The following is a 24,522-nucleotide window of genomic DNA, read 5'->3' as shown; positions in this document are numbered from 1 at the left end:
GGGTCGGGTGGAGAGAAACATGAATCCGTGGGACGACTGGGATCACATCGTCAAGATCGATCCCGATAAGACACTCATCGATGGGGAGACGTTCGAGGACGTGTGTGCGACGGGCACCGACGCTATTGCTGTCGGTGGAACCACAGGGATGACCGAAGAGAAAATGAGCCGCGTCATCGAGGCGTGTGGAAAATACCAGCTCCCGGTGTACATCGAACCGAGTCACGACGGTGCAGTCGTTCACTCAGATGCACTGGACGGATATCTTATTCCCGTCGTTTTTAACGCGGGGGACGTCGCTTGGACGACCGGCGTTCACAAGGAGTGGGTGCGGCTCGATGGTGACATCAATTGGGAAAAGACGTTCACAGAAGCCTACATCGTCCTCAATCCAGACTCGTCGGTCGCCACAGTGACGGAATCCAACTGTGATCTCGAAGCGGACGAAGTCGCTTCCTACGCCGAAGTTGCCGAGAAAATGTTCGGACAGCAGATCGTTTACATTGAGTACTCCGGCACGCTGGGCGATCCCGAAATAGTTCAGGCAGCCCACGAGACACTCGATACGGCGAGTCTCTTCTACGGTGGCGGCATTCACGATTACGACTCTGCTCACGAAATGGCCCAGCACGCAGACACTGTCATCGTTGGCGATCTCGTTCACGACGAAGGTGTCGACGCTGTCCGTGAAACCGTCAAAGGCGCAAACGATATGAAACGGGAAATCCGGCCGTCCTAACGCCGCACAATCCCGACTATTCGGGATACGATCGCACGGAGAGACGTGTTTACCAGTCGTCGTCCGTCGTGTATGGATAACTCCATATTGACACCTGCAGTGTCACAGATTTGAACCACGCGTGATACATTTTGTCGACATCCGCATCGCTGTAGCCACTGTTTTCGAGGAACGTGCGGATTGTCGCCGTAATAGGGTAAATAAACCCGATGACGTATCGGAGATCGATATTTGGTACAGCGTCGACCTCGTCCGTCTGATTTTTTTCGGTCCGGTGGTGACGACGAGCGATCTCGAACTGGTAATCGAGCCAGTCGCGGCCGTACGGAGTATCACACGTATCGCGAATCCACTGACCAAACCGATCTCTGACACGTTCGAGATACTCCTCGTTCGGGGTTCCGTGCCCATCCGTGAAGTAGTATAGTAAGAAATCGTGGTCGGCGACAAACCCGTACCACAGATCGAGGATCTCATCGGTCTGTCCGTCCAGTACCTCGCCGGCCATCCGTAGGTATCGATCGTCTTCGTCCGAGAACATCACAGACTGTTTCAGGCGTTCGAACTCATCCATCTCGATCGGAGCGTCCGGGACTGACCGCTCACCGAAGGTGTAACCGGGAATCTCTGGTTTGCTCATGGTTCATCCCACTAGTGACGTTCGCCGGCGATCGGAGTAAGTGTGGTTGCGACTATCATGGCGCTTCCGTCGAGATAAGTAACGTGATGAAAACACGCCACGTCCACTGCGAAAGAATTGGCCGGGCTTAAGACGCCCGACCGTGAGGTCAGGATATGGAAGATCGAACGTATACTGCGGACGCCGAACCGGGCGAGCGGGTCACGGTCGCCGGATGGGCGCACGAGATCCGCGATCTCGGAGGAATCGCCTTCCTCATTGTTCGGGATCAAACGGGGAAGATTCAAGTCAAGTTCGCTACTGACGAGATGGACGAATCACTCGTCGAGACTGGGACCAACGTCACACGCGAGAGCGTCGTCAGCGTCACTGGTGAAGTCGAGGAGGAACCACGCGCTCCGACTGGCGTCGAAATCGTTCCCGAGTCAGTCGAGGTGCTGGCCCCTGCCGAACCCGAACTCCCGCTCGACCCATCCGGAAAAGTTGACGCCGAACTACCAACGCGTCTCGACAACCGGACGCTCGATCTCCGCAGCGAGGAAAGCAAGGCGATCTTCGAGATTCGTGCCGAAGTGCTCCGAGCTGTCCGCGAGTACTTCCGGTCGGTCGGGTCCACGGAGATCAACACGCCGAAAATCGTCGCAACGGGAACTGAGGGTGGAACGGAGCTGTTCCCCATCACCTACTTCGGTCAGGAAGCGTTCATGAACCAGTCCCCACAGCTGTTCAAGCAGTTGATGGTTGGTTCTGGCTTAGAGCGCGTCTTCGAAATCGGACCCATCTTCCGCGCTGAAGAGCACAACACGCCTCGCCACCTCAACGAGGCGACGATGATCGACTTCGAAAGCGCGTTCATCGATCACCACGAGGCAATGGATGTCTGTGAAGGGACGCTTCGCGCTGCCTACGAGGCTGTCGAGGCCAACTGCCAGCCACAGCTCGAAGTGCTCGATCTCGCGGACGAATTCGACGTTCCGACTGAGCCGTTTGCTCGACTCACCTACGAGGAAGCAATCGAACGCATCAACGCAACTGGTGAGCTCGATGAACAACTGGTCTGGGGTGACGATCTCTCGACCGAAGCGGAAACGGCCTTGGGTGCAGACGTGGGGGGCCACTACTTCATCACCGGCTGGCCGAGCGAGATCAAACCGTTCTACATTCAGGACGACGACGACGATCCCGATCTCTCGAAAGGCTTTGATCTCATGCATCCACGGATGGAACTCGTCTCCGGTGGACAGCGCGAGCACCGATACGACGAGCTAGTTGCAGGGTTCGAACAGCAGGGACTCGAACCCGAAGCGTTCGAGTACTACACGAAGATGTTCAAATACGGAATGCCACCACACGCGGGCTGGGCCTACGGCGTCGAGCGTCTCGTCACGACGATGCTCGGCCTTCCCAACATCCGCGAGGCTGTCCTCTTCCCGCGCGACCGCCAACGGCTCTCGCCGTAACCACAGGCCGGAAAGGCAATCGATCCACTATTCGTTATTTCGATCGGTTAGCTGCCTCGTCGATGAGCGTATCTGCTTTCTCGCGGAGTTCGCCGGTCATGTGGAGACCGTTGCTGTCGATCCGCCGGACGAGTGCTCTCGCATCATCTCTCGCGTATCCCTCCTCAACGGCACGAACGATGACGCCGACCGTTCCGGTCACTGTCGCCCCGAATCCACGAGCGACAGTGCGGACGCGTCGCTCGTCAGAGACGATACCGACCGGTTCATTCGTGTCAGTGTGGGCGAGAACACTCGCAACGAGATGGACATTGCCGTTCAGTTCGGCCGCATCCAAGACAGACTGTGCCTGTTCGAGATTAGCATCAGTCGTCCGCGAACGCTTACAGATGTCGTCTGTTTCAAGAAATCGCTCTAGATTCGTCGCGGCGGGTTCGCTTGTTACTTCGTCAACGACGGTCGGAAGAGCGACTATCCCGCCATCGAAACTGAAAAGAAGATTGAGGGAACCGACAGCACCGAGAGCGATGAACGTGCTTGCATCAACATAGATCCTCATAGATCGCGGGCGGCCTCAGCATCTGCTTCGAGATCATCCGGCGTTAGTTGTGATGTCAAATTCCGCTCTCGGGCAATTTCGAGCCATTCTGCAAGGCTAACACCTGCAATGCGAGCCGCTCGATTCACCGATACGTCACCAGATTGGTACTGCTCGACAGCGACGCGTACCCGCAGGTCAGACAATCCCTCCGCGAGCGCGCGCCGAATCGTCGTGCTTCGGTCTTCTCCTAACAGCGCAGCAACCTCATCTAGCGTCTCGGCTTCCTGATCGGGGATTCGGGCACTGATCGATGGCATGTATACATTGTACTACAACGTAATCGTATTTGAATCTGTGGACGACTCATCGAACGCTACTGCACAGGAGAGTAGCTGGAGGTAGTAAACGGGTGTTCACGAGCTCTCGCCTGACGGACTATGATCGACTGAGAATCGACACGAGCATCTCCGTGGATCACGACGGTTGAACATGACCGACGCCCTGCTGGGGAGCGCAGGCAAGCACGAACAGGAACCACTCGAAACGACAGCACGTGCAGCGGCGATGCGCCCATCATTCAGTCTGGCGTCGTCGACCTCCCACCAACAAACGAGAAGAGACGAAGAGATCGACCGACACTACTGCGTCTCCCGCAGTGGTCGACCAGACAGCTCGACCGGTGGGGAACAGACACACTCAACGCGAAACGAGCTAGGAGTTTCACAAGGGCTGAGCGGCGCATCAGCAACAGTAAAAGAGAGGAGTAAACAATGAGAGAAGACAGCCCAATCATCACGAATTGTAACATTCAAGGGAACGACTCCCTCATTCGCGTTCGATGAGTCTGCGAGCGTTTGTTCCCGGCCACGTGACTGGCTTTTTCAGTGCGCATCCGCACGAGGACCCGACGATAGCAGGCTCACGCGGCGCGGGGCTTGCACTTTCGGATGGTGTTCGCGTCACCGTCGACCTCGCGGACGAGACTACGATCCTGTTGAACGACCAACGGGGGTCGATGGCTGCCGTCAAGGGAGTGCTCGATCGTCTCGGCGTGACGGCACGGGTCGAAGCCGAGACGCCGCTCCCTGTGAGCGCAGGATTCGGAGTATCAGGAGCGAGTGCGCTCGGGACGGCACTGGCGACGAACGCAGCCATGGACGGAGGATACACTGAAAATGAACTCGTCACAGTCGCTCACGCGGCCGAAGTCAAGGCCGGCACCGGTCTCGGAGACGTGGTCGGACAAGCGCGTGGAGGGATCCCAATCCGGCTCGAACCGGGTGCGCCACCGCGTGGACAGTTCGACGGTCTTCCTGCCCGCTCACGCGTCGAATACGTCACCTTCGGTGGACTGGATACGGCCGCAATTATTGGTGGAGACACTGATCAGCTCTCACGGGCGGGAGAGAAAGCACTTGCTTCCCTGCTCGAACGACCGACCCTCGATCGATTCATGACCGTGTCGTGGACGTTCGCCCGCGAAGCCGGACTCGTGACCGAACGCGTCAGATCAACTGTCGAAGACGTTCACCAGAACGGTGGCAAAGCGTCGATGGCAATGCTCGGTGAAACGGTGTTCGCACTCGATGATGGGCTTTCGTCGGCGGGCTACGACCCCGCAACCTGTCACATTGCTAACGGCGCACGGATCGAATAGCGCTACTTTTCAGGCCTGCCCGATGAATCAAATTCATGAGCGAGATCGAGGTACCCGAAAGTCATCCTCGCTATCAATCACTTCTCACCCGACACCGAATCGAGGACGGTGTGAAGAAGGGTATCACCAGTACACAGGGCCTTATCGCCCAAGGACGCGGCGAAGCCTTCGATTACCTCCTTGGGGAGCGAACGATTCCGAGCGCCGACAGGGCAGAGCGCGTTGCAGCTGCACATCTCCTCCTTGCAGAGCAACCCGTCCTCTCGGTAAACGGTAACGTCGCTGCACTCGTGCCCGAAGAACTCGTCGAGCTCGCTGAGGTGACCGACGCCGATCTCGAAGTGAACTTGTTTAACCGCACCGAGGAGCGCATTCATGCCATCGTGGATCACCTCCACGAACACGGAGCAAGCGAGGTTAAGGGAACAACTGCTGATGAACGTATTCCTGGACTGGACCACGAGCGCGCAAAAGTCGATTCTGACGGCATCTACGCTGCCGATGTGGTTCTCGTCCCGCTCGAAGACGGTGACCGTGCCGAAGCACTTGCTGCGATGGGAAAGACAGAGCTCGTTATCGATCTCAACCCGCTTTCGCGCTCACAACAGGCGTCCACTGTCCCCATTATCGACAACGCAATCCGTGCGATTCCAGCGATCACCACTCACGCGCGCGTGCTTCAAAGAGCAAGTTCGACACTCGAAGAGATGAGAACTATCATTGATGAGTTCGACCGGGAAGCGATCTTAGCAGACGCAGAACGCGTGATCCGAAATGGGAGCGACTGAGACGGACGTATCGAGACTGTTTTTCTAACCAACGAGACGGGAAATACTGACCGTCACGCATAGCGAGACTGGAATCGCCAGTAGATCGTGCTTCCGTCTGTGAACTAACTTATTATTAATTTTTAAATATTATAATTCAATTACTTTGTTATAGTTTAAAATCCTGTAAGACCGAAACATCCATCACCACCGAGGTATACCACTGAGTTGTATGTCTGGATCAGAATCACAATCGGAATCAGAAGCGGAATTCGAGAAATTCAGTGAGGTTGGCGAGGCTGACGTTACGCGTGCGATCGGTCAAGAGTGGACCGAGGAGTTCATGGATTTCTCAGACAGCGACGTCATCATTGTCGGCGGTGGGCCGTCGGGACTGATGGCTGCGACAGAGCTTGCTTCACGGGGTGTGAAGACGATGATCGTCGAGAAGAACAACTATCTCGGCGGTGGATTCTGGCTCGGTGGCTTTTTGATGAACAAGGTAACTGTCCGATCGCCCGCCGAATCGGTGCTCGATGATCTCGATGTCGATCATCGGCGTGCCAAAGACAGCGAGGGGCTGTACGTCGCAAACGGTCCGCACGCGTGCTCTGCACTCATTAAAGCGGCCTGTGATGCTGGTGCGAAAGTTCAGAATATGACTGAATTCACGGATATCGTGATCCGCGAGGATCATCGCATTGGTGGGATCGTCATGAACTGGACGCCAGTTCACGCGCTGCCGCGTGAACTCACGTGCGTCGACCCGATCGCGGTCGAGGCAGACTTAGTCATCGATGCGACGGGTCACGACGCGATGGCGATCACGAAACTCGATCAACGTGGTGTACTGAACGCACCTGGTATCGAGGATGCGAAAACGAACGCCGGAATGGACAAGACTGGGGACGGCCAGTACGGTGCGCCCGGTCACGACTCGCCCGGTCACGACTCGATGTGGGTTGGAAAAAGCGAAGACGCAGTCGTTGAGCACACCGGACTGGTTCACGACGGTCTCATCGTTACCGGGATGGCTGTTGCCACCACCTACGGACTGCCTCGCATGGGACCGACGTTCGGTGCCATGTTGCTCTCTGGCAAGCGAGCGGCCCAAGTTGCTATCGACGAACTCGGCGTCGATGCCGAGCCAGTAACGATGACGCGGGCGGCGCCTGCTGACGATTAAGACGCGAATGATCGAGCAACTCTCGCTCTATCGCGCTCCCACCACGATCACAGACTGCGGGGCAATCGCGGACTGGCTCCGCGAACGCATCGCAGCAGAGGTTTCTCTCGAAGATCGGCTACTCGACGGTGCAGACGAGGAACTTCCACGGGAGTTCGCTCGGGCGCGGGTGCTCTCCCCGTACGAGAAGGATACAGGGAGCGAACTGCTCGGGATCGTTCGGTACGAAGAGCGTGTGCTCTCTGAACCCGAGCGCGGTGGCGGCGTGATCTACGACGGACAAGCCGTACAGGATGCACTCCGGAAGCGACTTCCGACAGATTCGCTCGATCACGCCCACATCATCCTGCTCGATCGCGTACTCGGCACATGGGGAGATCACGACGGACGCTGGCACAAGCGGGTGAGTGTGCTTGGACAGCCCGCGCTCGTGTCCGTGCCAGGGCTGTATGAGGCTCCCGCGAAGCCAAAGGCCTACTACGAAGCACAACAGCGCCACGCACTCGTGACGGGAGATCCACCGCCCCGAGAGGTGCTCGAAAACGAGGTCGACGGCGAGTTCCTCATTGAAGACGACCCACGAACGACGGACGCGCTGAAAGGGTACGTGCTGAGCGCAGTTCATTATCTCGCCACCGGAGAAGCATTCTGCGAGAACGAACGCTGTCGGCTCTCGAATCCGCACCGACAGCCAGATGTCGTTACCGCACAGCTCCGCGAACCGGCGTTCTGTCCCGAACACGCGGCGATGTACCAGCAGAATTGTCGGTGATCATCATAAGGTCGCTTGGACGGACTCGCAAACCCGGTCGGTGTTGTCGATTAGCTCGTCCATCGCTTCGAGAAATGTTCTACGCGTTCGGAGGTTTCATAGAGATGCTTTTCGACACCTTAACGAAAAACACACGACGAAATTGAGAGATACAGATCATTTTCCGAAACAGAAGTATAACTCGTTACAGACACTCTAAGATCATATTTGAGTAAGAAATAGAGTTACACATCATGATCTAGGGTAATATATATAGAAAGATTAATAGAGGTATACTATTGCTATTACGTATGACATCGACGCCAGACTGGGGGATGGAGTTGGTCACGGTTACCGGATGTCTGTTTGCGATAATGACGGGAGGAATACTGTTGATGAAAGAGCCGACCGGTTGGCATCTCGCTCCGCTGTTCGTCGGGGCGCTCATCGTCGTCCTTCACGCGGATACCACGGACAAAATTCCGGAGCTAGGATACTCCATTGTTGGGTTTTATGGGGCGTTGATTGTGCTGTTAGCGGTTGCAGTGATCAACACACTTGTCGGCCCCGGGACCGTACTCGATGTACTCACTTCGAATGATGCAATCTTGACCGGCATTTTAACGATCGTTCTGGTGGCGTTCTACACGCTTTCGATTACATTGAACTTTTCAGAACGCATCCGATTCGGGTGAGAGACTGTGCTGTTTGTTTGGGTAGCTACCGACCGAGTTGTTCGTGTGCGGATGCGAGATTGCTCGAAGCAAGCGCACCCAGCAGCGAGAGTTCACCCGCGAGCGCGCCAGTAGCGATGAGTTCTGCGAGCGCGTCTGCATTCGTTCCGGGAGGGTCACCACCACCACGCACGCCGAGGATATCGAGTGCCTCAGACTGTGTCGGGAGTTTTGTTCCGCCACCAACCGTACCGACATCGAGACTAGCGATGGTCACGCTCGCGTAGAGATCACCATCGCGTACGTCGATGGTCGTGATGGCATTTGCACCCTCGACAACCTGTGCGGCGTCCTGCCCGGTTGCGAGAAACGCAGCAGCGACGACGTTCGCTGCCTGCGCGTTGAAGCCGAGACTGCCTGCTTTTGCGCTCCCGATGAGGTTCTTTCGTGTGTTTACCTCTTCGATCGCCTCGGGCGTCGTTTTGAGTCGATCTTTGACCTGTTCGCGTGTGAGGACGACATCGCTGGCGACAGTGCGGCCGCGTCCTTCGATGGCGTTGATTGCGGCAGGCTTTTTGTCCGTACAGAGATTCCCCGAAAGCGCGATGAGATCAGCGGCGGTCTCGCTCTCGAGGACCTCGCAGGCGGCCTGTGTGGCGATGGTGGCCATGTTCATTCCCATCGCATCTTTCGTGTCGTACCCGAATCGGAGAAACACTGAGTCACCAACGACGTAGGGTGTCAGCTCAGTGAGTTCGCCGTGGTTGGTCGTCTCCATCGCTGCCGCAGCGAGTCTGTCTTCATTGTCACGCACCCACGAGACGACTGCACTTGCTTCGTGGACGTCCCGGACGCGGAACACTGGCGCACGAGTCATCATCGATTGCAGAACGCGCGCGTTTGCACCACCACCGGCTTGAATAGCCGAACAGCCACGGTTCACCGAAGCAACGAGCGCCCCTTCAGTGGTGGCGAGCGGCAGATAGTGTGTTTTGCCGTCCGGTAGCGCTCCACCGTCGATGGTGAGTGGACCAGCAATACCGACTGGGATCTGAACCGCTCCAACCATGTTCTCGATGGCAGATTCGGCCGTTGCTGCATCGAACGAGAAATCACCAATCGTCGAGAAGTCTACATCGACATCCGCATCTGCATCTGCATCCGCGTTCTGCGCCAGTAGGATGCGTCGAGCTTTGGTGGCGGTGTCGGCGTCTGTGTGTGCTTCGAGTTCGTGCAAAGCGAGATCACCAGACAGAACTCGATCCGCGAGATCCGCTGCAGTAGTCATATCGTAGGATCGATACCGGAGTGACTAAGACGCATCGTTGTCGTCTTGCTGGAGCAACGATTGGACTCGTGAGAACGACAGACTGGTGACCAGATCGATAACGGTTTCAGATCGTCGATACAGCCGCTGAAGTTGCCGTACTCGTTCGAGATCGCGCTCGGCACGATCTTCGTCACTCGCTTCGAGAATCGTTTCGGCCTGTTCGAGCGCGCGTGTCATAATGTCGATCTCGCGTTGTATCTCTTGCTGGAGAAACTGCTGAAAGACGTACCAGAAATCCGTTTCTGCCTCGAAGTACGCGCGTTTTCCCTCCCCGGGGATGCTCCGACGATGAACGATGTGGAACCGTTCGAGCGCACCCATCGCGTTGCTCACTGTCGATTTTGCGTAGCCACTCTGTTCGACGAGCGTATCGAGTGACAGCGGCTCCGATTCGAAAAACAAAATACCGTAGAGACGGCCGTAACTGCGCTTTAACCCGTACACTTCCGCAGAGCGCTCTATCGCCGCGATCACGGTCTCGCGTGCATCCGAAGCGTCGCCGTCTGTCTGATCCATGATGGATATTGACGGACGAAAAAGATAAGTTGTTTTGTTCGGAACATCCGTTACATGCTAAATATAGTACGGGATCATCTCCCCGTGCTTTGGCGTTCTGTTACATCGCACACAGTCGAGTAGCACTACTGGTGCGAGCAGCCCACAGAGTTACATTTCGACGGAGCCAGCGTCGAACGGCGAAACGTGCGTGATTCGAGAGATAGCTGGAACGAAGAGCGCACACCGTGTCGTCAATAGAAAATCTCTCACGTGGAATCGTAGACGGTTGCCGCCACACACAGACCGCAGTCTTTTGCCCTCTCGCTTCTCTCTCCCGGTATGACCGACGCCGCAGACTGCATCATTATCAACGCGGAGATACACACGCTCACCACACCTGATGAAACACACGAGGCACTCGCCATCCGTGATGGCGAGATCATTCGGATCGACAGGAACTACGAGATCGAATTCCTCGAAGGAGTCGACACGACAGTCATTGACCTCGATGGTGACATCCTATTGCCGGGCTTCATCGACGCGCACACCCATATGGAAATGGTCGGACGATATCTCGTTTACACCGATCTCTCGGGAGCGACATCCGCCGAAGAAGCCGTTTCACTGCTGCGTGAGGACCAGTCCAACGACGACCACGATCAGAAGTATGATAACGAGAGTGAATGGATTCTCGGCTACCGCTACGACGAGAGTGATTGGGACGAGCGGCGATACTTGACGCGCGAGGATCTCGATCAGGTGAGTGAGACGCGTCCGATTGCTGCCTTTCGCGAAGACATGCACACTGCGAGCCTTAACTCGGTTGCAGTCGATCGCTACGCTTCGGAGATGCCTGCGGACGATGTCCGCACGTCAGAGGGCGAACCGACGGGCGTCGTTAGCGAGGATGCGCTTTCGGTCATCTACCAAGAGACGAACCCGGATCACGACGAAATGCGTGCGCTCATCACGGCAGCCTGCGACCGCGCCAACGAACTCGGTATTACGGGCGTCCACGATATGGTGCGACAGTCGAATGCACCGCGAGTCTACCGCGAACTCGATAGTAAGGGAAAGCTTGATCTCCGGGTGCGAATCAACTACTGGAGCGATCATCTCAATGCGCTCTGCGACGTCGGATCGACGACAAACCATGGAAGCGAATTCGTCCGCGTTGGTGGAATAAAGAGCTTCACCGACGGGAGCATCGGCGCTCGAACCGCTAAATTATCCGAACCGTACGAGAATGGTGGAACCGGCCAATGGGTCGTCGATCCCGAGGAACTGCACGAACTCGTTCAGCAGGCGGATGAAGCAGGATTCCAGTTCACCGCTCACGCTATCGGTGATGCAGCGATTGAAGCGGTGCTCGACGCGTACGATGCGGCCGCGACACGCGAACATCGAGCACGTATCGAGCACGCTGAGCTTTCAACTGACGAACTCATCGAACGATTCGCCGATAGTGACATTGTCGCGTCTGTTCAACCGAATTTCCTCAAGTGGGCACGCGAAGGCGGCCTCTACGAAGAACGACTCGGACGAGAGCGAGCAGACGAGACGAATCGCTATCGTGCGCTGCTCGATGCGGGCGTTCCCCTCGCGTTCGGGAGTGACTGTATGCCATTGGACCCGCTGTTTGGGATCCAGCAAGCCGTCACTGCCCCCGCAGAAGAACAGCGACTCACCGTTACTGAAGCACTGCGGGCGTACACAAACGGAGCGGCCTACGCTGGATTCGACGAGAACCGATTGGGAACCATCGAAGTCGGTGCACGCGCTGACTTCGTCGCACTCGACCAATCTCCATGGGCAATCGATCCCGATCAAATCGCCGACATCAACGTTACCACCACCATCGTCGACGGAACGGTCGTCTACCGGAATCGAGGCAATTGAGGACGGTATCACATGGGACTTATGTTACCATATCAGAAAGAATTCATGCGACGGTGACAGACCGCAGAGATAGTATCCCATACAAGCACAAATTATTACTACGGACTCAACAATCCGTACGTATCGTCCTTGCGTCTGTCCAGTTACACAGATAGTCGAAAATATTGCCAATGAAGGCTGCTTTTGAAGAAAAAAGTTTATCAATCGTAGCCTTCTTTGATAGAGTAACTTCGGTGCCGATCAATGGCTGAAATGGAAACTACAGAGTTCGAAACTGAACTCAGTCTCTTCAAATACGACAACCTGGAGCAGCTTCCGCCCACGTACCGGGGGTTGTCAGAGACTGAGCGAACCGAGCGCATCGCTGCGGCTCGGGAGGAGTTGGGTGAGGATGTCATCGTGCTCGGGCACAACTACCAGCGCCGCGAGATCGTCGAGCACGCTGATTTCATCGGTGATTCCTACGAGTTGAGCAAGCGCGCTGCGGAGGCCGACGCACCCTATGTGGTGTTTTGTGGAGTGACGTTCATGGCTGAAAGCGCCGATATCATCACGGATGACGATCAGACGGTGATTCTGCCATCGATGGAAGCCTCCTGTCCGATGGCCGGAATGGCCGAGGCGTTACAAGTCGATGCGGCGTGGGCCGAGATAACCAGCAGTGCGCCCGACGCGAACATTATTCCGATCACGTACATGAACTCCTACGCCGATCTGAAGGCGTTCTGCGCGCAGCAGGGCGGGTTGGTGTGCACCTCCTCGAACGCTCACCACGCGTTCGAGTGGGCACTTGAGCGCGGGGATAAGGTGCTGTTCCTCCCAGACAAGCATCTCGGAGAGAACACCGCCTACCGACTCGGGATGGAAGATGCGATCGCCGAGTGGGATCCATGGGATCCAGAGGGCAAGGACACTGATGAGGTCGCACAATCAGATATCATCCTCTGGGACGGCTACTGTCAGGTTCACGAACGGTTCCGCGTCGAACACATCGAACAGGTTCGCGCGGAGTATTCAGACGCGAACGTTATCGTTCATCCCGAATGTCGACGTGAGGTCGTCGAGGCGGCTGATGTGGCGGGAAGTACATCGACGATCTGTGACACCGTGGCGAACGCCGAGCCGGGGGAAACGTGGGCGATCGGCACCGAGATCCACCTCACAAACCATCTCCAACGGTGGCACCCGGACGTGAACGTCGTGCCGTTGTGCGGCGATGCTTGCATGGACTGCAACGCGATGCGCCAAGTCGATCCAAACTACCTGACATGGGTGTTTGAGGAGTTGGCGGCTGGCCGCGAGCGCAACGTCATTTCAGTCGCACCCGAAGAGAAAGAACTCGCACAGATCGCACTTGATCGGATGCTCGAGGTGTGATCAGTATGAAAACGGACGTGCTCGTCGTCGGAAGTGGGATCGCGGGCTGTGCGGCGGCGCTCGCAGCTGCACGCGAGGGCGCACGGGTCACACTTGCAACGAAGGCCACCGAGCCAGAACACGCATCCTCGTGGTGGGCACAGGGTGGCATCGCCGTCACTCGCGATGATCCCGACTCGTTCAAGCAGGATATTCTTTCAGCCAGCGACGACACCGCCGATCCCGATGCAGTGGACGTACTCGTCGAAAACGCGCGCACAGCAGTCGAGAGCGTACTGTTCGAGACGCTCGACGTGTCGTTCGATGCGGACGATGCCGGATACGACTACGGACGCGAAGCCGCACATTCGACCCGGCGCATCCTCCACGTCGATGCGAGCACTGGACGACACATTCTCGGCCCGTTCCTCTCGCATCTCGCGGAGCTCCCGTCGGTCGAAATTCGACAGGACACGGCCGCGCTCGAACTCATTACGCATGAGGGGCGCGTTCACGGAGCGTACCTCGAATCCGATGGCGAAATCGAACCAACATTCGCTGGTTCGACCGTTCTTGCGACGGGTGGAGTTGGTGCGCTCTATCCGCAGTCGACGAATCCAGACGGCTCGACCGGCGACGGCATTGCGATGGCGGCGCTCGCAGGAGCCGAGCTGCAAGATATGGAGTACGTACAGTTTCATCCAACCGTGTGTGTTGGTGAGGATCCGTTCCTCGTCAGCGAGGCCGTTCGCGGGGACGGGGCCGTTCTGCGTAACAACGATGGTGAGCGATTCATGCCCGACTGTCACCCGGACGCAGAACTCGCCCCGCGGGATGTGGTCGCTCGGGCCGTCGCCCGAGAGCGCGACCGGACGGGAAAGGTGACGTTAGACGTTTCTCCGTTCGATTTCGCAACTGTGTTTCCCGATCTCGCACAGATGTGCGAATCGCGCGGTGTGGACTGGGACGCAGGAATTCCGGTCGCACCAGCCGAGCACTTCCTCTGTGGCGGCATTGCCGTCGATAGCGAGGGACGAGCGTCGCTGGATCGACTGTTCGCCGTCGGGGAGTGTTCGCACACCGGCGTTCACGGCGCAAATCGTCTCGCCAGTACGAGTTTGCTCGAAGGCTTAGTCTGGGGCCTGCGGGCAGGCGGTGCTGCCGCTGGATTCGATCCACAGCCGATCGAAGCACCTGAACTACTCGACCGTGATCCGGCGCTTCCAGCGCGCTTTGCCGAGGAGAAGTCCGTTCGTCTGCGACGGGTGATGGACGAACACGTCGGACTCGAACGAACACCAGAAGAACTCAAGCGGGCAACAGGGGTTCTACGGCGGTTGAAAGGGGAAGTTGATGCCTACATCCGTACCCGAACGTCGCGCGAACTCTACGAACTCCGCGGACAAAGCGTGACGGCACTCCTCATTGCCCGTGCTGCTGCTGAGAATCCCACGTCGAGTGGCTGTCACTACCTCAGCGAGGAGCAGACGCCACATGCTGATTGATCGAAGCCAGATCGAAGCGTGGCTGAGGGAGGACCTCGGCCATCACGATGTCACCAATCAGGTGCCAGGGGAGACGACCGGTCGTCTCGTTGCGAAGGAGGCGGGGGTTAGTGCTGGACTCGAAGCCGCGAGTGCCGTGTTTGCGTATCTCGATCCAGACATCGAAATCGAATTCCGAGTGGCGGAGGGCGATCGTATCGAGAGCGGGACAGTCGTGCTAACGGTGGATGGGGCGGCCCGCGAGGTACTTCGGGGCGAGCGCTGCGCTGTCAATATCGTCGCCCACGCATCGGGGATCGCAACGCGCACTCGAGCGGCAGTCGATGCCGCCCGCGAAGTGAGCGACACAGTCGAAATAGCCTGCACCCGGAAGACGACGCCTGGGCTGCGTGGCCTCGAAAAGCGCGCTGTCGTCGCCGGCGGCGGCGACACCCATCGACTCGATCTCTCGCACATGGTGATGGTAAAGGACAATCACATCGCCGAACTGGGGATGGAACGAGCCATCGAACGCCTGAGCGAACGAGCGTCGTTTGCGACAAAGATCGAGGTGGAAGTCGAAACGCCCGAGGACGGCGCGCGAGCGGCCGATTCAGGAGCAGACATCGTACTGTTCGACAATATGTCACCACGAGACGTAGAACACGGCGTCACGATGCTTCCTGATGCCGTTCTCAGCGAAACGAGTGGTGGTATCACCATTGCGGACGTTCCCGACTACGCGACAACCGGTGTCGATGTTATCTCCATGGGATCGCTCACGCACAGCGCACCGGCGCTCGATTACTCGTTCCAAACGGGATAAGCGTCTGTGTGCTTGAGTTCCTGTCTCTTCAACGCCAAACGCTGACGGGTAGAAAAGCGCTCGCGTCCACTCACTGTGTGTTGCGATACCACGTCTGTCTGTTCCAGTTTGCGAGGTACTGACGCCCTCTGGATCCGTGGACGGTGTCTCGATACCCGTAGATGTCCCTGCCCGTGATCACGAAGTTGTACGGCTGCTCTTCGCTCAATGTTCCGAAAATTTCAGCGTACAGTTTTCGTCGCCGTTTCTCGTCAGTTTCGCTCCGCGCCGCATCGTAGAGCGATTTGAGATCGGCCGTCGGATAGTAGCCGGTGTAGTTCGCCCGTCCCCGTTTCGTGAAGAACATCTCCGTGCTCGACGGCGTGAGCGGATAGATGTTGAGAGTGGCCCCGAGACACAGATCCCACGGCACTTCGCTCACTGATTCGTCACGACCGCCGCCGTTGGTCGGACTAACGTTCCATTTCGGTCTTCCACTCCCCTGATAGCTGTTGTTGAGATAGTTGCTCGTGAGCGTATCGAAGGCCACGGGTTCGATTTCGATGTTGAACCCGAGCTTCCCGTACGCTCGGGCGAGATACTGAGCGAACGTTTTGATCGTCGTACTCGTCTGCGTGATGACGAGTTTCAACGTCACGGTACTGCCGTCCGGTCCCGTGAGCATCGTGTCGTCGTACGCATACTCCGTCCCCTGCAATCCCGCTTTCAGCTTCGAGCGCGCTGTCTCGATGTCGTTGCTCTTGCCGACACCCGTCTTGATGATCTTTGAACCGTCGTACCAGTCTGACCACCGTGGCTGGAACGTGTGCGTCACGTCCGAGAAGCCACGGAAGATGTCCTGAGCGACTTTGGTCTTGTCTACAGCATACGAAAGCGCATGACGGACCGACTGCTTTCGAAGTTGTGACCATCCGTTCCGTCGCATGTTATAGCAGATAGGTGTCAAATACGGCTGCTTGATGGCTTGTACCGTGACGTCATCCATTCCCTGAAATTTCCGGGCGCTCGATAGCGGGATGCTGGTGCTGGTGATGTTGCCCTTCTGGAGAGCCGAAAGCCGTGCATTCTGATCCGGAATGACCCTGTAGGTGTAGCTATCGTAGTAGGGGGACCCGCTCCACGCTTCGGGAACGTCGCTGTCGCGGAGATAATATTCCTCGTTTCGCTGTGCGACGAACGACGTGTTCTGGTTCGAGCGCTCGAACGTGTATGGGCCGAGATTCCCGGTGTAGGCGAGTTCGTTGATTTCTGGGTCCTGATTGAGTCCTTCGCTGTCTCTCGTGGGGACGTACTGTCTCAGTAACGCTTTTGGTATGCACCACGCTTCCGAAAGACCCGGCCGCAGTAGGTATTCTGGATCGGGTTCAGGGAGACTGATTTCAAAACGCAGTTCGCTGGTCACTTCGACCGGGATGGGGGAGCCGTTGTGAAACCAGTGGCGCCGATTTGTATAGCCAGTCCAGTTCTCCTCCGCTTGGAAGACGTTCTTGATTTCGTACACCCAGTCCTCGGCGGTCATCCGACCGTAGCCAGCGCCCCACTTCAGATTGTCACGAAGGGTGACGGTGTAGATCCGCTCGTCGTCAGTCGTGATTTCCTTGGCCAGGAGTGGAAAGATCTTCTTTTTCGATGTGATTGTATACAAGGTATCGAGCGTTAATCGGACGCGATCAGCTGAGGACTGATCGTTGATAGCGAGCCAGTTCAACGTCGTGGCGCCGGACTGGTCGCCGACAACGTACTCACCGCCGACCGATCGCTCGTTCGATGGTGTCTGTTCTGTCCCGCTGTCGCTGTCGTCGTTGCCACCCATACAACCAGCGACAGCGGCCATGCCGCCGAGGGCGAACGTTCTCAGCAGGGCCCGTCGAGCAGGGGAGACCAACTCATCACGGGGGGCGCTCTTTGTCCGCTCGTGATCGGGGTGCATATGAAACGAAACCGATTATTATCACATACCTCTTTCGTTAAAAAATGTCGTCGTAGGTGAATTTCGATCGATTCGACAGGGACGACCACCAACAGTCGTATGGATCGCATACAGCGTTATTCAGACGTGTTGAAATCTCTAAGCAGTGGTGTGATTCAGTAAGTGTGCTGGAGAGGTGGCGCATATCGATTCCTGAATCCGACAATTCCACTGTATCCAGGACAAACTGCTCTCTGTCGTTCGATTTTGTGGTATCTGTGGGTTGTTCGTGTGTTCCCTTCATCCGGGATACGCAAAGTGATACTATATTCTTGATAATTTGATTCGAAAGAATTGCACGAACATCATGGTACTGGGACGTAAAACGAGAGAGTACTACGATGACAGAATCCAAGCCTTCCGACGAAGAAGAACGGGAACGATGGGAGAGAATCCTTACGACCCAGACTGAAGAGGAATTTCGTGACTTTGTCATTGATCAGTTGGACCTGCGTCCTGACGAATCGGTGCTCTCTGTCGGATGTGGTCCCGGATTTGAGACGGCAGCCCTCGCACAGCACATTGGTGAAAAAGGAAGCATTACCGGCATCGATGTGAACGAAGCGGTGCTGGCTGCAGCAACCGACCTGTGTGGCGATTTGTCACAGGTATCCTTCAAACAGGGAGACATCACCGACCTCCCGATCGCAGACGAGAGCTACCATCTCGCTATCGCCAAGCAAGTGTTGTATGCTGTTTCTGACATCGATGCAGCCGTCAACGAGCTCTTTCGCGTGATTAAGCCGGGGGGACGAGTGGCTGTTACCGCAGGGGACAGGCGGACGCACGTGAAGCATACCCCAACCGATCGAATGCAGCGCGCAGACGAGATCTATCGATCTGAGATGGGAGATCGACAACGTGGGACACGTCTCGCCGCGTTACTTCCCGAGGCGGGATTCACCATCGAAGAGATCGTTCCGCGTGCAAAGATTCAAACCGAAATCAATGATCAGATTGAACAGGGAATCGAAGTCCAACGTCAGCTTTTAGCGGCAAACGATGCATTCGACGACGCAGAAATTGAAGCATGGGAACGAGACCTCAGGGACCTCAATGAGACTGGCCAGTTCCTCTCTTGTTCGACATCCTTTCTCCACATCGCCCGCAGGCCAGAATAGATCACAGTGTCGTGATTTGGTGCTGTTTATGAAAGCCGTGAAAATTCAGTCCAATATCCTGAACGTGGCGTGAAGACACGGTGTCCGCCAGCATCCTTTTCTCATCGGATACGAAAGATGGAGGTATGGACAGGGAGGTCGAGTACGAGCCGGTCAGTGTGAAGGTTATTCTAGCGGAGATGAAGGACACAGCAGAGCTCCTCATTGACCTTTCGTACTCGTCCGTATTACTCGAAAGCAGCGCCATCGCGGAGGAGGTGTTGGCGTTAGAACAGCGAATGGACGTGTTGCGGTTGAAAGCGCGAATGAGCCTCCTCATGGCCGCCCGCAGTCCGGAGGATGCCAAGGCACTCGCACCGGTTCTCGGGGTCGTCGACGCCGCAGAGAAAATCAGCGAAGCCGCAGGTGACATCGCAAAGACCGTCGTAGAGGAGATCGTTCTCCCCGACGCCATTCGTTCGGCACTTCCCGAGGCACTCGAATCGATTGTCCGCGCAGAGCTCGCTGCCGATTCGGCACTCGCCGGACAGACACTCGGTGAGCGTCACCTCGAAACCGAGACCGGTGTGCGCGTCATTGCGATCCGCCGGCAGGGCGAATGGTTGCTGAATCCGGATCAGGAGACGACGCTACGTGCAGAGGATGTGCTGCTCCTCCGGGGACCCGAAGAAGGAATTGCAGTCGTATACAGTGAGGCGACGGGAGAAGAGTATCAAACATCCGAACCGACCAAACCGGCCATCGAGGACGTTGGGCGCGCTGTCGACTCCATCATACTCATGAAGAATATGAGCGAACTCGCGGTCGACCTCGCGTACGGCGCTGTGCTCTTCAACAACGAAGAGGTCGCAAGGGAAGTGTTCGAACTCGAAGTCGAAGTCGATGCCCTCCAGTCTCGCTTTGAAGCGTGGACGCTGCGAGCAGCAAGCCGGGTCGATGACCCAGTCAGTCTCCGCGGTCTCGTCCATATCGCACAATCGACAGAAGTCATCTCCGACGCTGCCCTCGAAATCAGCGAAGGTGTCTTACACGGACTGGGAGCCCATTCGGTGGTCGCTGCAGCCGTCGAAGAGAGCGATGAGATCATCATTCGTCTCGAAATCGAAGCCAAAAGCACGCTCGACGGAGCGACGCTCGGGACAGAGATGGTGAGTACAAAAACTGGAATGCGCGTCATCGCCGTCCGCAGAGGCTCACGCGACGACGACGACGGTGATGATGATGATGATGGATGGGTTATTTCACCAGGTCCGGATACCGAATTGCGGGCTGGCGATATCATTCTCGCAAAAGGGACGCGATCGGGAGCAGAGCGGCTCGCAGAGCTTACGGAAGCGAGTTAGTGATAGTACACCTTGTTCGAGTTTAACCAGCGATACATTTAATTTGATTCTGATTAGAACATTTCAAGAGTGGCTTCTCCAGTATGTTTTAGTTGTACGCAGTGTGGATTCGATGTGGGTCAACCACGTTAGGTTCCTCGGTGACAACCACCCACCGCTACCCAGGAGTAAGCATGTTAATCTGGTCTATGGTGACCAGTATTCTTCACACACGCATAGAACGATCTTCTCCTAACCTCGTTCACAGTATCACCCTCCAATATAGATGCACAGAGGATAGGTTTATCACATCAATTAACTACTTACTTAACATGGTTTATGATATTATTCATCGAAAATCAGTCGGTGTGGACGCCATCATTTCGTTCGTTATCCTGGGGATTTTCTCTGCTGCGACGCCAGTGATTCCTCTTCCTGGTTATCTGCTCCTCATGTGGTATGATGGATTTCAGAATACATTCGCACCGGGTCTCCCTCAACCGGAATTTTTCATTGGACAAGTCCTGTACATCGTCGTACTGGCTGTGTTTACGGGCGTATTCGCTCAAATTCTCAGACAGCAGTTCAACATCGGCGATCCCGGCCAGTCTCCACTCAGTGATGTAGCTGTCCCCCTTGCCGCAGTGTTCAGTATTGTTGGTCTGCAGGCCCTTTTTCTCGGCATTCTCATGCTCATTCTAGGGGAAGTGAATTTCGTTCTCATCGGTCTGGGTATTCTGTTTCTTCTCGGGAGCGCCGGATTACTTCGATATACGGTTCACTACGGGGGCAACCATCACGCAGCTACTGTCTGAGTCAGCCATAATAGGGGAATCAACAGGACGTTCAGAGTTCGATCGTGAACATTATTAATAAAGCACGGAGCAGTTCCAAGAGGGGTTCACAGAAGCGAACGAAGGTTTATGCGTCTTGTCGAATAACTACAGCATATGAGCATCGTCCAAACCGATGCTGTCCTCGGAGGAGAACCACGTCTAGAAGGACGTCGAATCAGCGTGCTTCAGATAGCCGATCGGGTTATCGAAGCCGATCAGTCACCAGAATATATCGCCGATCAGCTCGATCTCTCGCTCGCGGATATATATCACGCGCTTGGGTATTACTACGACCACATAGAGGAAATGAACGCTATTCGAGCACGTCACCGCGAACTTGAGACCGAATTAGAAGACGTCGCTCTGTCTCCGCCGGAAACGATCGAGCAGTAGTCGTACCTCAAATGGATCATCTTACATTTCTCGCTGACGAGCATGTCGATCGGGCGTACGTCCGTGCTCTCCTATCCAACGGATATGATGTTCATGCTGTGGGTATTGACTATACGAGCGGCATAGCTGACGAGACACACCTCTCTACCTGCGTGGAAGAGGATCGGATAATTATTTCAAATGATCGTGATTTCGTCCGTCTTGGACAGATCCACGAGCACGCAGGGATCATCATGTATACGAACCATAATCTACCCGTTGGAGCGTTCGTTCGGGCAATTCGCCGAATCGATAGGCATCTGATCACCGATGAGCTTGCCAATCAAATCCTGTGGCTCGAAGAATGGCAGTGATCACACCGACACATACCAATACCCAGATAGATTATTTTCTTTAGTCCAGTCCCAGATCGAGATCGAGAGATTCGAGCACTGCTTTTGCCTCTTCACGCTTTTCCTGATGTTCCCTGAGGAACTCCTGCATCAGTTGTGCTGCCTGTTCCTTACAATCGCCACAGAGGCGCTCGCCACCCACGCATTCGTCGTACACCATTTTGGCGAATTCGTCGTCGTCCGCAGCGAGCAGGTAGGCATAGAGTTCGTACACCGGGCATTTGTCGGCCTCGCCACCGAGTTCACGCTGGCGTTCGGCGGTTTCTCGTCCACCGGTCGTCGCTGCTTTCACCTTTTCGTACCCGTCTTCGGGATCGTCGAGCAGACTAATGTGGCTCGACGGAATCGAGGAGGACATCTTTCCACCAGTCAACCCAGTCATGAACCGGTGATAGATGGATGACGGCGGATAGAATCCGTACCCCTCGTGCTCGACCTCGATTTCGCGGGCGAGTGCCGCCGCGTCTTCACGGGAAGAGTCGAATACGTCAATGTGGCCCTCATACACGCGCTTTTCACCGTCGATCGCTTCGATGAGCGCCGTGAACGCCTCCTCCGTTGCGTTCCGATCGAGAAATCGCACTCGTGGTCGGAGCGGTTCCTTTCCAGCAGCACGTAAGCTCTCCTCGACATTAGGCGCGTCGTGGTGCTCCGAGAGCCATTCCGCGGCCGCAACACAGCGGATCGGGTCCGAATCTGATGTCGATTCGCCGCCGAGTGCCTCGTATGCGTCCTCGATGAGCGCGTGTTCGGCTGCGTTTGTCTCGAAGCTCGCGTACGCCTCGGTGACTTTGAACGAACGCATTCGGGCGGCAAGATCTCGTGCGAGCCGAACGTGAGGGTCTTGGTCGGGGCCGACGGGAATGACGGTGGGTTTCGGTTCCTCGAGCTGTGGATAAAGGATATCAGCCATCTGGGTGACGACGCTTTGCATGTGCGAAACGTCGGTTTCACCGTCGAAGCCGTAGATAGACTGCAGTTCGGAGATATTCGTCTCGATACCCAGCTCGAACGCGAGATCCTGCACCGTTCGATTCGTCGATTGGCGATACAGTTCTCCCTCTTCGGGGTCGAAGCCGAGCGCGAGCAGCGAGAGGAGATAATCGCGGGCGTGCTCGTCAATTTCATCCCAGTCGAGTCCACGAGCAGAGTGCGCTTCGAGGTCAGCAATGAGTCCGTAGGCGTCCGCGCCCTGCTGTTGGTGCCAGATGATCTCATCGAAGACGAGTTTGTGGCCGATGTGGGGATCGCCCGTCGGCATGAATCCCGAGAGAACGGCTGCATCCCCTGGCTCGAATCCATCGAGGACGCGAGGATAATCTCGATGACCGAAGATGACTCCACGGCGCATCAGATAGTGGGGATTCGGAACCTCGGGGAGCACCTCATCGAATGACTCGATTCCGAACTCTTCGAACAGCTTGCGGTAATCAGCAACAGTCGAAGATCCCCACGGATCGAGCGTGACATCGTCGGCTCCTGCTGTTCCACCGTCTGTCACGGTTCTTCTCTCGACTTCACTCTCTCTCTCGGCCGATTCTGACTCCGTCTCCCGACTGTGATCGTAGTCCCGACCTGCGTCTCGTTTCAGATCTGGGTCCCGATCCTGATCCTGATCGCGTTTGTGTTCGTGTTCGTGAGTCTCTTCGCTCATGGTGTGAGTCGACTGACCGAGCGCCAGTCTATTTCGCCTGTCGCATCGGTCAGCGCAAAAACCATTCGTTTGCGCACACCATGGGCGAGACGGACATCGAGGGCGAGGTCGCGTGGGGAGAATGAGTGATCCTGTGGCAGTACTCGTACGAGTTGTTCAGAGTGGCCGAGATCATCGACGCTATCGACGTTCGCGTAGGTACGGAAGTCAGCACCGAACTTGTACCCAGTCTTCGGGACGGCGCCTCCGTCTCGGAGCGCGCTGTAGACGGCCCGACGGCGGTCGAATCGTTCGCCTTCGACGGCCCGTCCCCGCTCGATAATGCCTTCGAGACCCGCATCGACGCGGACGATTCCCCGCTCGGAGAGATGGGCGGTTTCGACGAGTGAACAATGGATCGGACTCGGACTCGAACTGCCTGCACTACTGGCTTCGAGCGGCTGGCCGTAGAACGCCTTCTCGTAGAGTGCAGCCGGTGGATCCCACAGCATGACGCGATCTGCGAGAAGCATACCGGGAACGTTCTGTGGGAGGTCGTGGTCGGTGGTACCGGTCACGTCTGGTCGTTCGACCGAGAGATACGTGATTTCGCTCTCCTCGTCGACGACCGCTAACGTTCCATCGAGCGAGGCAGCCGAAATGGTTTCACGCTCACCGAGGACGCGAATTCGATACTCGACTGCACCGTCCCATGGCCCGTTCCCGCGCGGGTAGACGACGAAATCGGCACCAGATGCCTCATCGGAGCCGATCCATCCCTCGCGTGCGGGCGACAGGTAGAAACCACGGTCGCGCAAATCCTTGTACACGAGAAACCGGACAAGTGTGTCCGTCGTCGCGAGAAAGGATCGAAATCCCATTTCATCCACCATTTCGAGGTCACCGCGGTAGAGGAGATGCGCCGCCTCGACGGGCGAGAGCGCGAGCGCATTCCCGCGCGGATGGCCGTACCCACGGTTGTCGTAAAACCGCTCACGAGATGGGGCCGGAACATGAACCGTATCGCCCTCCAGCGAACCCTGCATAG

25 protein-coding genes are annotated in these 24,522 nt (G+C 56.4%); 17 read left to right on the top strand and 8 right to left on the bottom strand.

Translation table 11 applies throughout. The features are described 5' to 3' along the window. The first annotated feature begins 19 nt into the window (after positions 1-19). Entirely contained in the window at positions 20-739 is a 720-nt protein-coding gene (locus MW898_RS16355; RefSeq protein ID WP_248908825.1) for a phosphoglycerol geranylgeranyltransferase, read from the top strand. A gap of 49 nt (positions 740-788) precedes the next feature. Here the strand turns inward: MW898_RS16355 and MW898_RS16350 are convergent, their stop codons facing one another. After that, positions 789-1,379: a protoglobin domain-containing protein gene (locus tag MW898_RS16350; protein WP_248908824.1), complete on the bottom strand. Its 591-nt coding sequence runs from the start codon at positions 1,377-1,379 to the stop codon at positions 789-791. A gap of 155 nt (positions 1,380-1,534) precedes the next feature. Here MW898_RS16350 and aspS point away from each other — a divergent pair, with 155 nt between their 5' ends. Then, positions 1,535-2,839: an aspartate--tRNA(Asn) ligase gene (aspS, locus tag MW898_RS16345; RefSeq protein WP_248908823.1), complete on the top strand. Its 1,305-nt coding sequence runs from the start codon at positions 1,535-1,537 to the stop codon at positions 2,837-2,839. Positions 2,840-2,873: 34 nt separating this feature from the next. Here the strand turns inward: aspS and MW898_RS16340 are convergent, their stop codons facing one another. After that, entirely contained in the window at positions 2,874-3,398 is a 525-nt protein-coding gene (locus MW898_RS16340; RefSeq protein ID WP_248908822.1) for a PIN domain-containing protein, read from the bottom strand. Then, positions 3,395-3,697 carry a UPF0175 family protein gene (locus tag MW898_RS16335; RefSeq protein ID WP_248908821.1) on the bottom strand — a complete coding sequence of 101 codons (303 nt, stop codon included), beginning with the start codon at positions 3,695-3,697 and terminating at the stop codon, positions 3,395-3,397. The genes MW898_RS16340 and MW898_RS16335 overlap by 4 nt, the downstream gene beginning before the upstream one ends. Positions 3,698-3,869: 172 nt before the next feature. Here MW898_RS16335 and MW898_RS16330 point away from each other — a divergent pair, with 172 nt between their 5' ends. The 6 genes from MW898_RS16330 (at position 3,870) to MW898_RS16305 (ending at position 8,436) form a co-directional block, all read left to right on the top strand. Then, positions 3,870-4,154, top strand: coding sequence for a hypothetical protein (locus tag MW898_RS16330; protein WP_248908820.1), 285 nt, complete (start codon positions 3,870-3,872; stop codon positions 4,152-4,154). A gap of 64 nt (positions 4,155-4,218) precedes the next feature. Beyond that, positions 4,219-5,037: a pantoate kinase gene (locus MW898_RS16325; protein WP_248908819.1), complete on the top strand. Its 819-nt coding sequence runs from the start codon at positions 4,219-4,221 to the stop codon at positions 5,035-5,037. A 35-nt stretch (positions 5,038-5,072) separates the two neighbouring features. Beyond that, positions 5,073-5,825, top strand: coding sequence for a 4-phosphopantoate--beta-alanine ligase (locus MW898_RS16320; RefSeq protein WP_248908818.1), 753 nt, complete (start codon positions 5,073-5,075; stop codon positions 5,823-5,825). A 211-nt stretch (positions 5,826-6,036) separates the two neighbouring features. After that, complete coding sequence (locus MW898_RS16315) at positions 6,037-6,990, top strand: sulfide-dependent adenosine diphosphate thiazole synthase (protein ID WP_248908817.1); 954 nt, start codon at positions 6,037-6,039, stop codon at positions 6,988-6,990. Between the two features lie 7 nt (positions 6,991-6,997). Beyond that, positions 6,998-7,762 carry a DUF7001 family protein gene (locus MW898_RS16310; RefSeq protein WP_277999793.1) on the top strand — a complete coding sequence of 255 codons (765 nt, stop codon included), beginning with the start codon at positions 6,998-7,000 and terminating at the stop codon, positions 7,760-7,762. A 290-nt stretch (positions 7,763-8,052) separates the two neighbouring features. Further along, positions 8,053-8,436: a hypothetical protein gene (locus MW898_RS16305; RefSeq protein WP_248908816.1), complete on the top strand. Its 384-nt coding sequence runs from the start codon at positions 8,053-8,055 to the stop codon at positions 8,434-8,436. A gap of 25 nt (positions 8,437-8,461) precedes the next feature. On the opposite strand, the gene hmgA is transcribed toward MW898_RS16305, so the two are convergent. Together hmgA and MW898_RS16295 are read right to left on the bottom strand one after the other, a co-directional pair. Further along, positions 8,462-9,703, bottom strand: a complete 1,242-nt coding sequence (gene hmgA / locus MW898_RS16300) for a hydroxymethylglutaryl-CoA reductase (NADPH) (RefSeq protein WP_248908815.1) — start codon at positions 9,701-9,703, stop codon at positions 8,462-8,464. 24 nt (positions 9,704-9,727) lie between these two features. Continuing rightward, entirely contained in the window at positions 9,728-10,261 is a 534-nt protein-coding gene (locus tag MW898_RS16295) for a GbsR/MarR family transcriptional regulator (protein WP_248908814.1), read from the bottom strand. A gap of 321 nt (positions 10,262-10,582) precedes the next feature. On the opposite strand from MW898_RS16295, the gene MW898_RS16290 reads away from it, so the two are divergent. The 4 genes from MW898_RS16290 (at position 10,583) to nadC (ending at position 15,808) form a co-directional block, all read left to right on the top strand. Further along, positions 10,583-12,142, top strand: coding sequence for an amidohydrolase (locus MW898_RS16290; RefSeq protein WP_248908813.1), 1,560 nt, complete (start codon positions 10,583-10,585; stop codon positions 12,140-12,142). Positions 12,143-12,385: 243 nt separating this feature from the next. After that, entirely contained in the window at positions 12,386-13,519 is a 1,134-nt protein-coding gene (gene nadA / locus MW898_RS16285) for a quinolinate synthase NadA (RefSeq protein WP_368409100.1), read from the top strand. A gap of 5 nt (positions 13,520-13,524) precedes the next feature. Further along, positions 13,525-15,003, top strand: a complete 1,479-nt coding sequence (locus MW898_RS16280; RefSeq protein ID WP_248908811.1) for an L-aspartate oxidase — start codon at positions 13,525-13,527, stop codon at positions 15,001-15,003. Further along, positions 14,993-15,808, top strand: coding sequence for a carboxylating nicotinate-nucleotide diphosphorylase (gene nadC, locus MW898_RS16275; RefSeq protein WP_248908810.1), 816 nt, complete (start codon positions 14,993-14,995; stop codon positions 15,806-15,808). Before MW898_RS16280 ends, nadC begins: the two co-directional genes overlap by 11 nt. A gap of 70 nt (positions 15,809-15,878) precedes the next feature. On the opposite strand, the gene MW898_RS16270 is transcribed toward nadC, so the two are convergent. Next, positions 15,879-17,738 carry an ABC transporter substrate-binding protein gene (locus tag MW898_RS16270; RefSeq protein WP_248908809.1) on the bottom strand — a complete coding sequence of 620 codons (1,860 nt, stop codon included), beginning with the start codon at positions 17,736-17,738 and terminating at the stop codon, positions 15,879-15,881. A 380-nt stretch (positions 17,739-18,118) separates the two neighbouring features. On the opposite strand from MW898_RS16270, the gene MW898_RS16265 reads away from it, so the two are divergent. The 5 genes from MW898_RS16265 to MW898_RS16245 all read left to right on the top strand — a co-directional run bounded on the left by MW898_RS16265 (position 18,119) and on the right by MW898_RS16245 (position 21,802). Further along, the gene (locus MW898_RS16265) at positions 18,119-18,898 is read left to right on the top strand and encodes a methyltransferase domain-containing protein (protein WP_248908808.1); all 780 of its coding nucleotides are present in this window, start codon (positions 18,119-18,121) and stop codon (positions 18,896-18,898) included. Positions 18,899-19,023: 125 nt separating this feature from the next. After that, a complete protein-coding gene (locus MW898_RS16260) occupies positions 19,024-20,241 on the top strand; it encodes a potassium channel family protein (protein ID WP_248908807.1) in 1,218 nt (405 codons plus the stop codon). A 311-nt stretch (positions 20,242-20,552) separates the two neighbouring features. Beyond that, a complete protein-coding gene (locus MW898_RS16255) occupies positions 20,553-21,035 on the top strand; it encodes a hypothetical protein (protein ID WP_248908806.1) in 483 nt (160 codons plus the stop codon). A gap of 135 nt (positions 21,036-21,170) precedes the next feature. Beyond that, entirely contained in the window at positions 21,171-21,449 is a 279-nt protein-coding gene (locus MW898_RS16250) for a DUF433 domain-containing protein (RefSeq protein ID WP_248908805.1), read from the top strand. Positions 21,450-21,460: 11 nt separating this feature from the next. Further along, positions 21,461-21,802 (top strand): DUF5615 family PIN-like protein, encoded by a 342-nt coding sequence (locus MW898_RS16245; RefSeq protein WP_248908804.1) that lies wholly within the window; start codon positions 21,461-21,463, stop codon positions 21,800-21,802. Between the two features lie 40 nt (positions 21,803-21,842). Here MW898_RS16245 and MW898_RS16240 read toward each other — a convergent pair whose 3' ends face one another. Beyond that, a complete protein-coding gene (locus MW898_RS16240; protein ID WP_248908803.1) occupies positions 21,843-23,495 on the bottom strand; it encodes a tryptophan--tRNA ligase in 1,653 nt (550 codons plus the stop codon). Further along, complete coding sequence (gene endA / locus MW898_RS16235) at positions 23,492-24,520, bottom strand: tRNA-intron lyase (RefSeq protein WP_248908802.1); 1,029 nt, start codon at positions 24,518-24,520, stop codon at positions 23,492-23,494. Before endA ends, MW898_RS16240 begins: the two co-directional genes overlap by 4 nt. Positions 24,521-24,522: the final 2 nt, after the last annotated feature.

It is taken from the genome of Halocatena marina, assembly GCF_023276375.1.
Classification (GTDB): domain Archaea; phylum Halobacteriota; class Halobacteria; order Halobacteriales; family Haloarculaceae; genus Halocatena; species Halocatena marina.
Note: the sequence above shows the minus strand (reverse complement) of the source record. Positions and strands in the feature narration are given on the sequence as shown.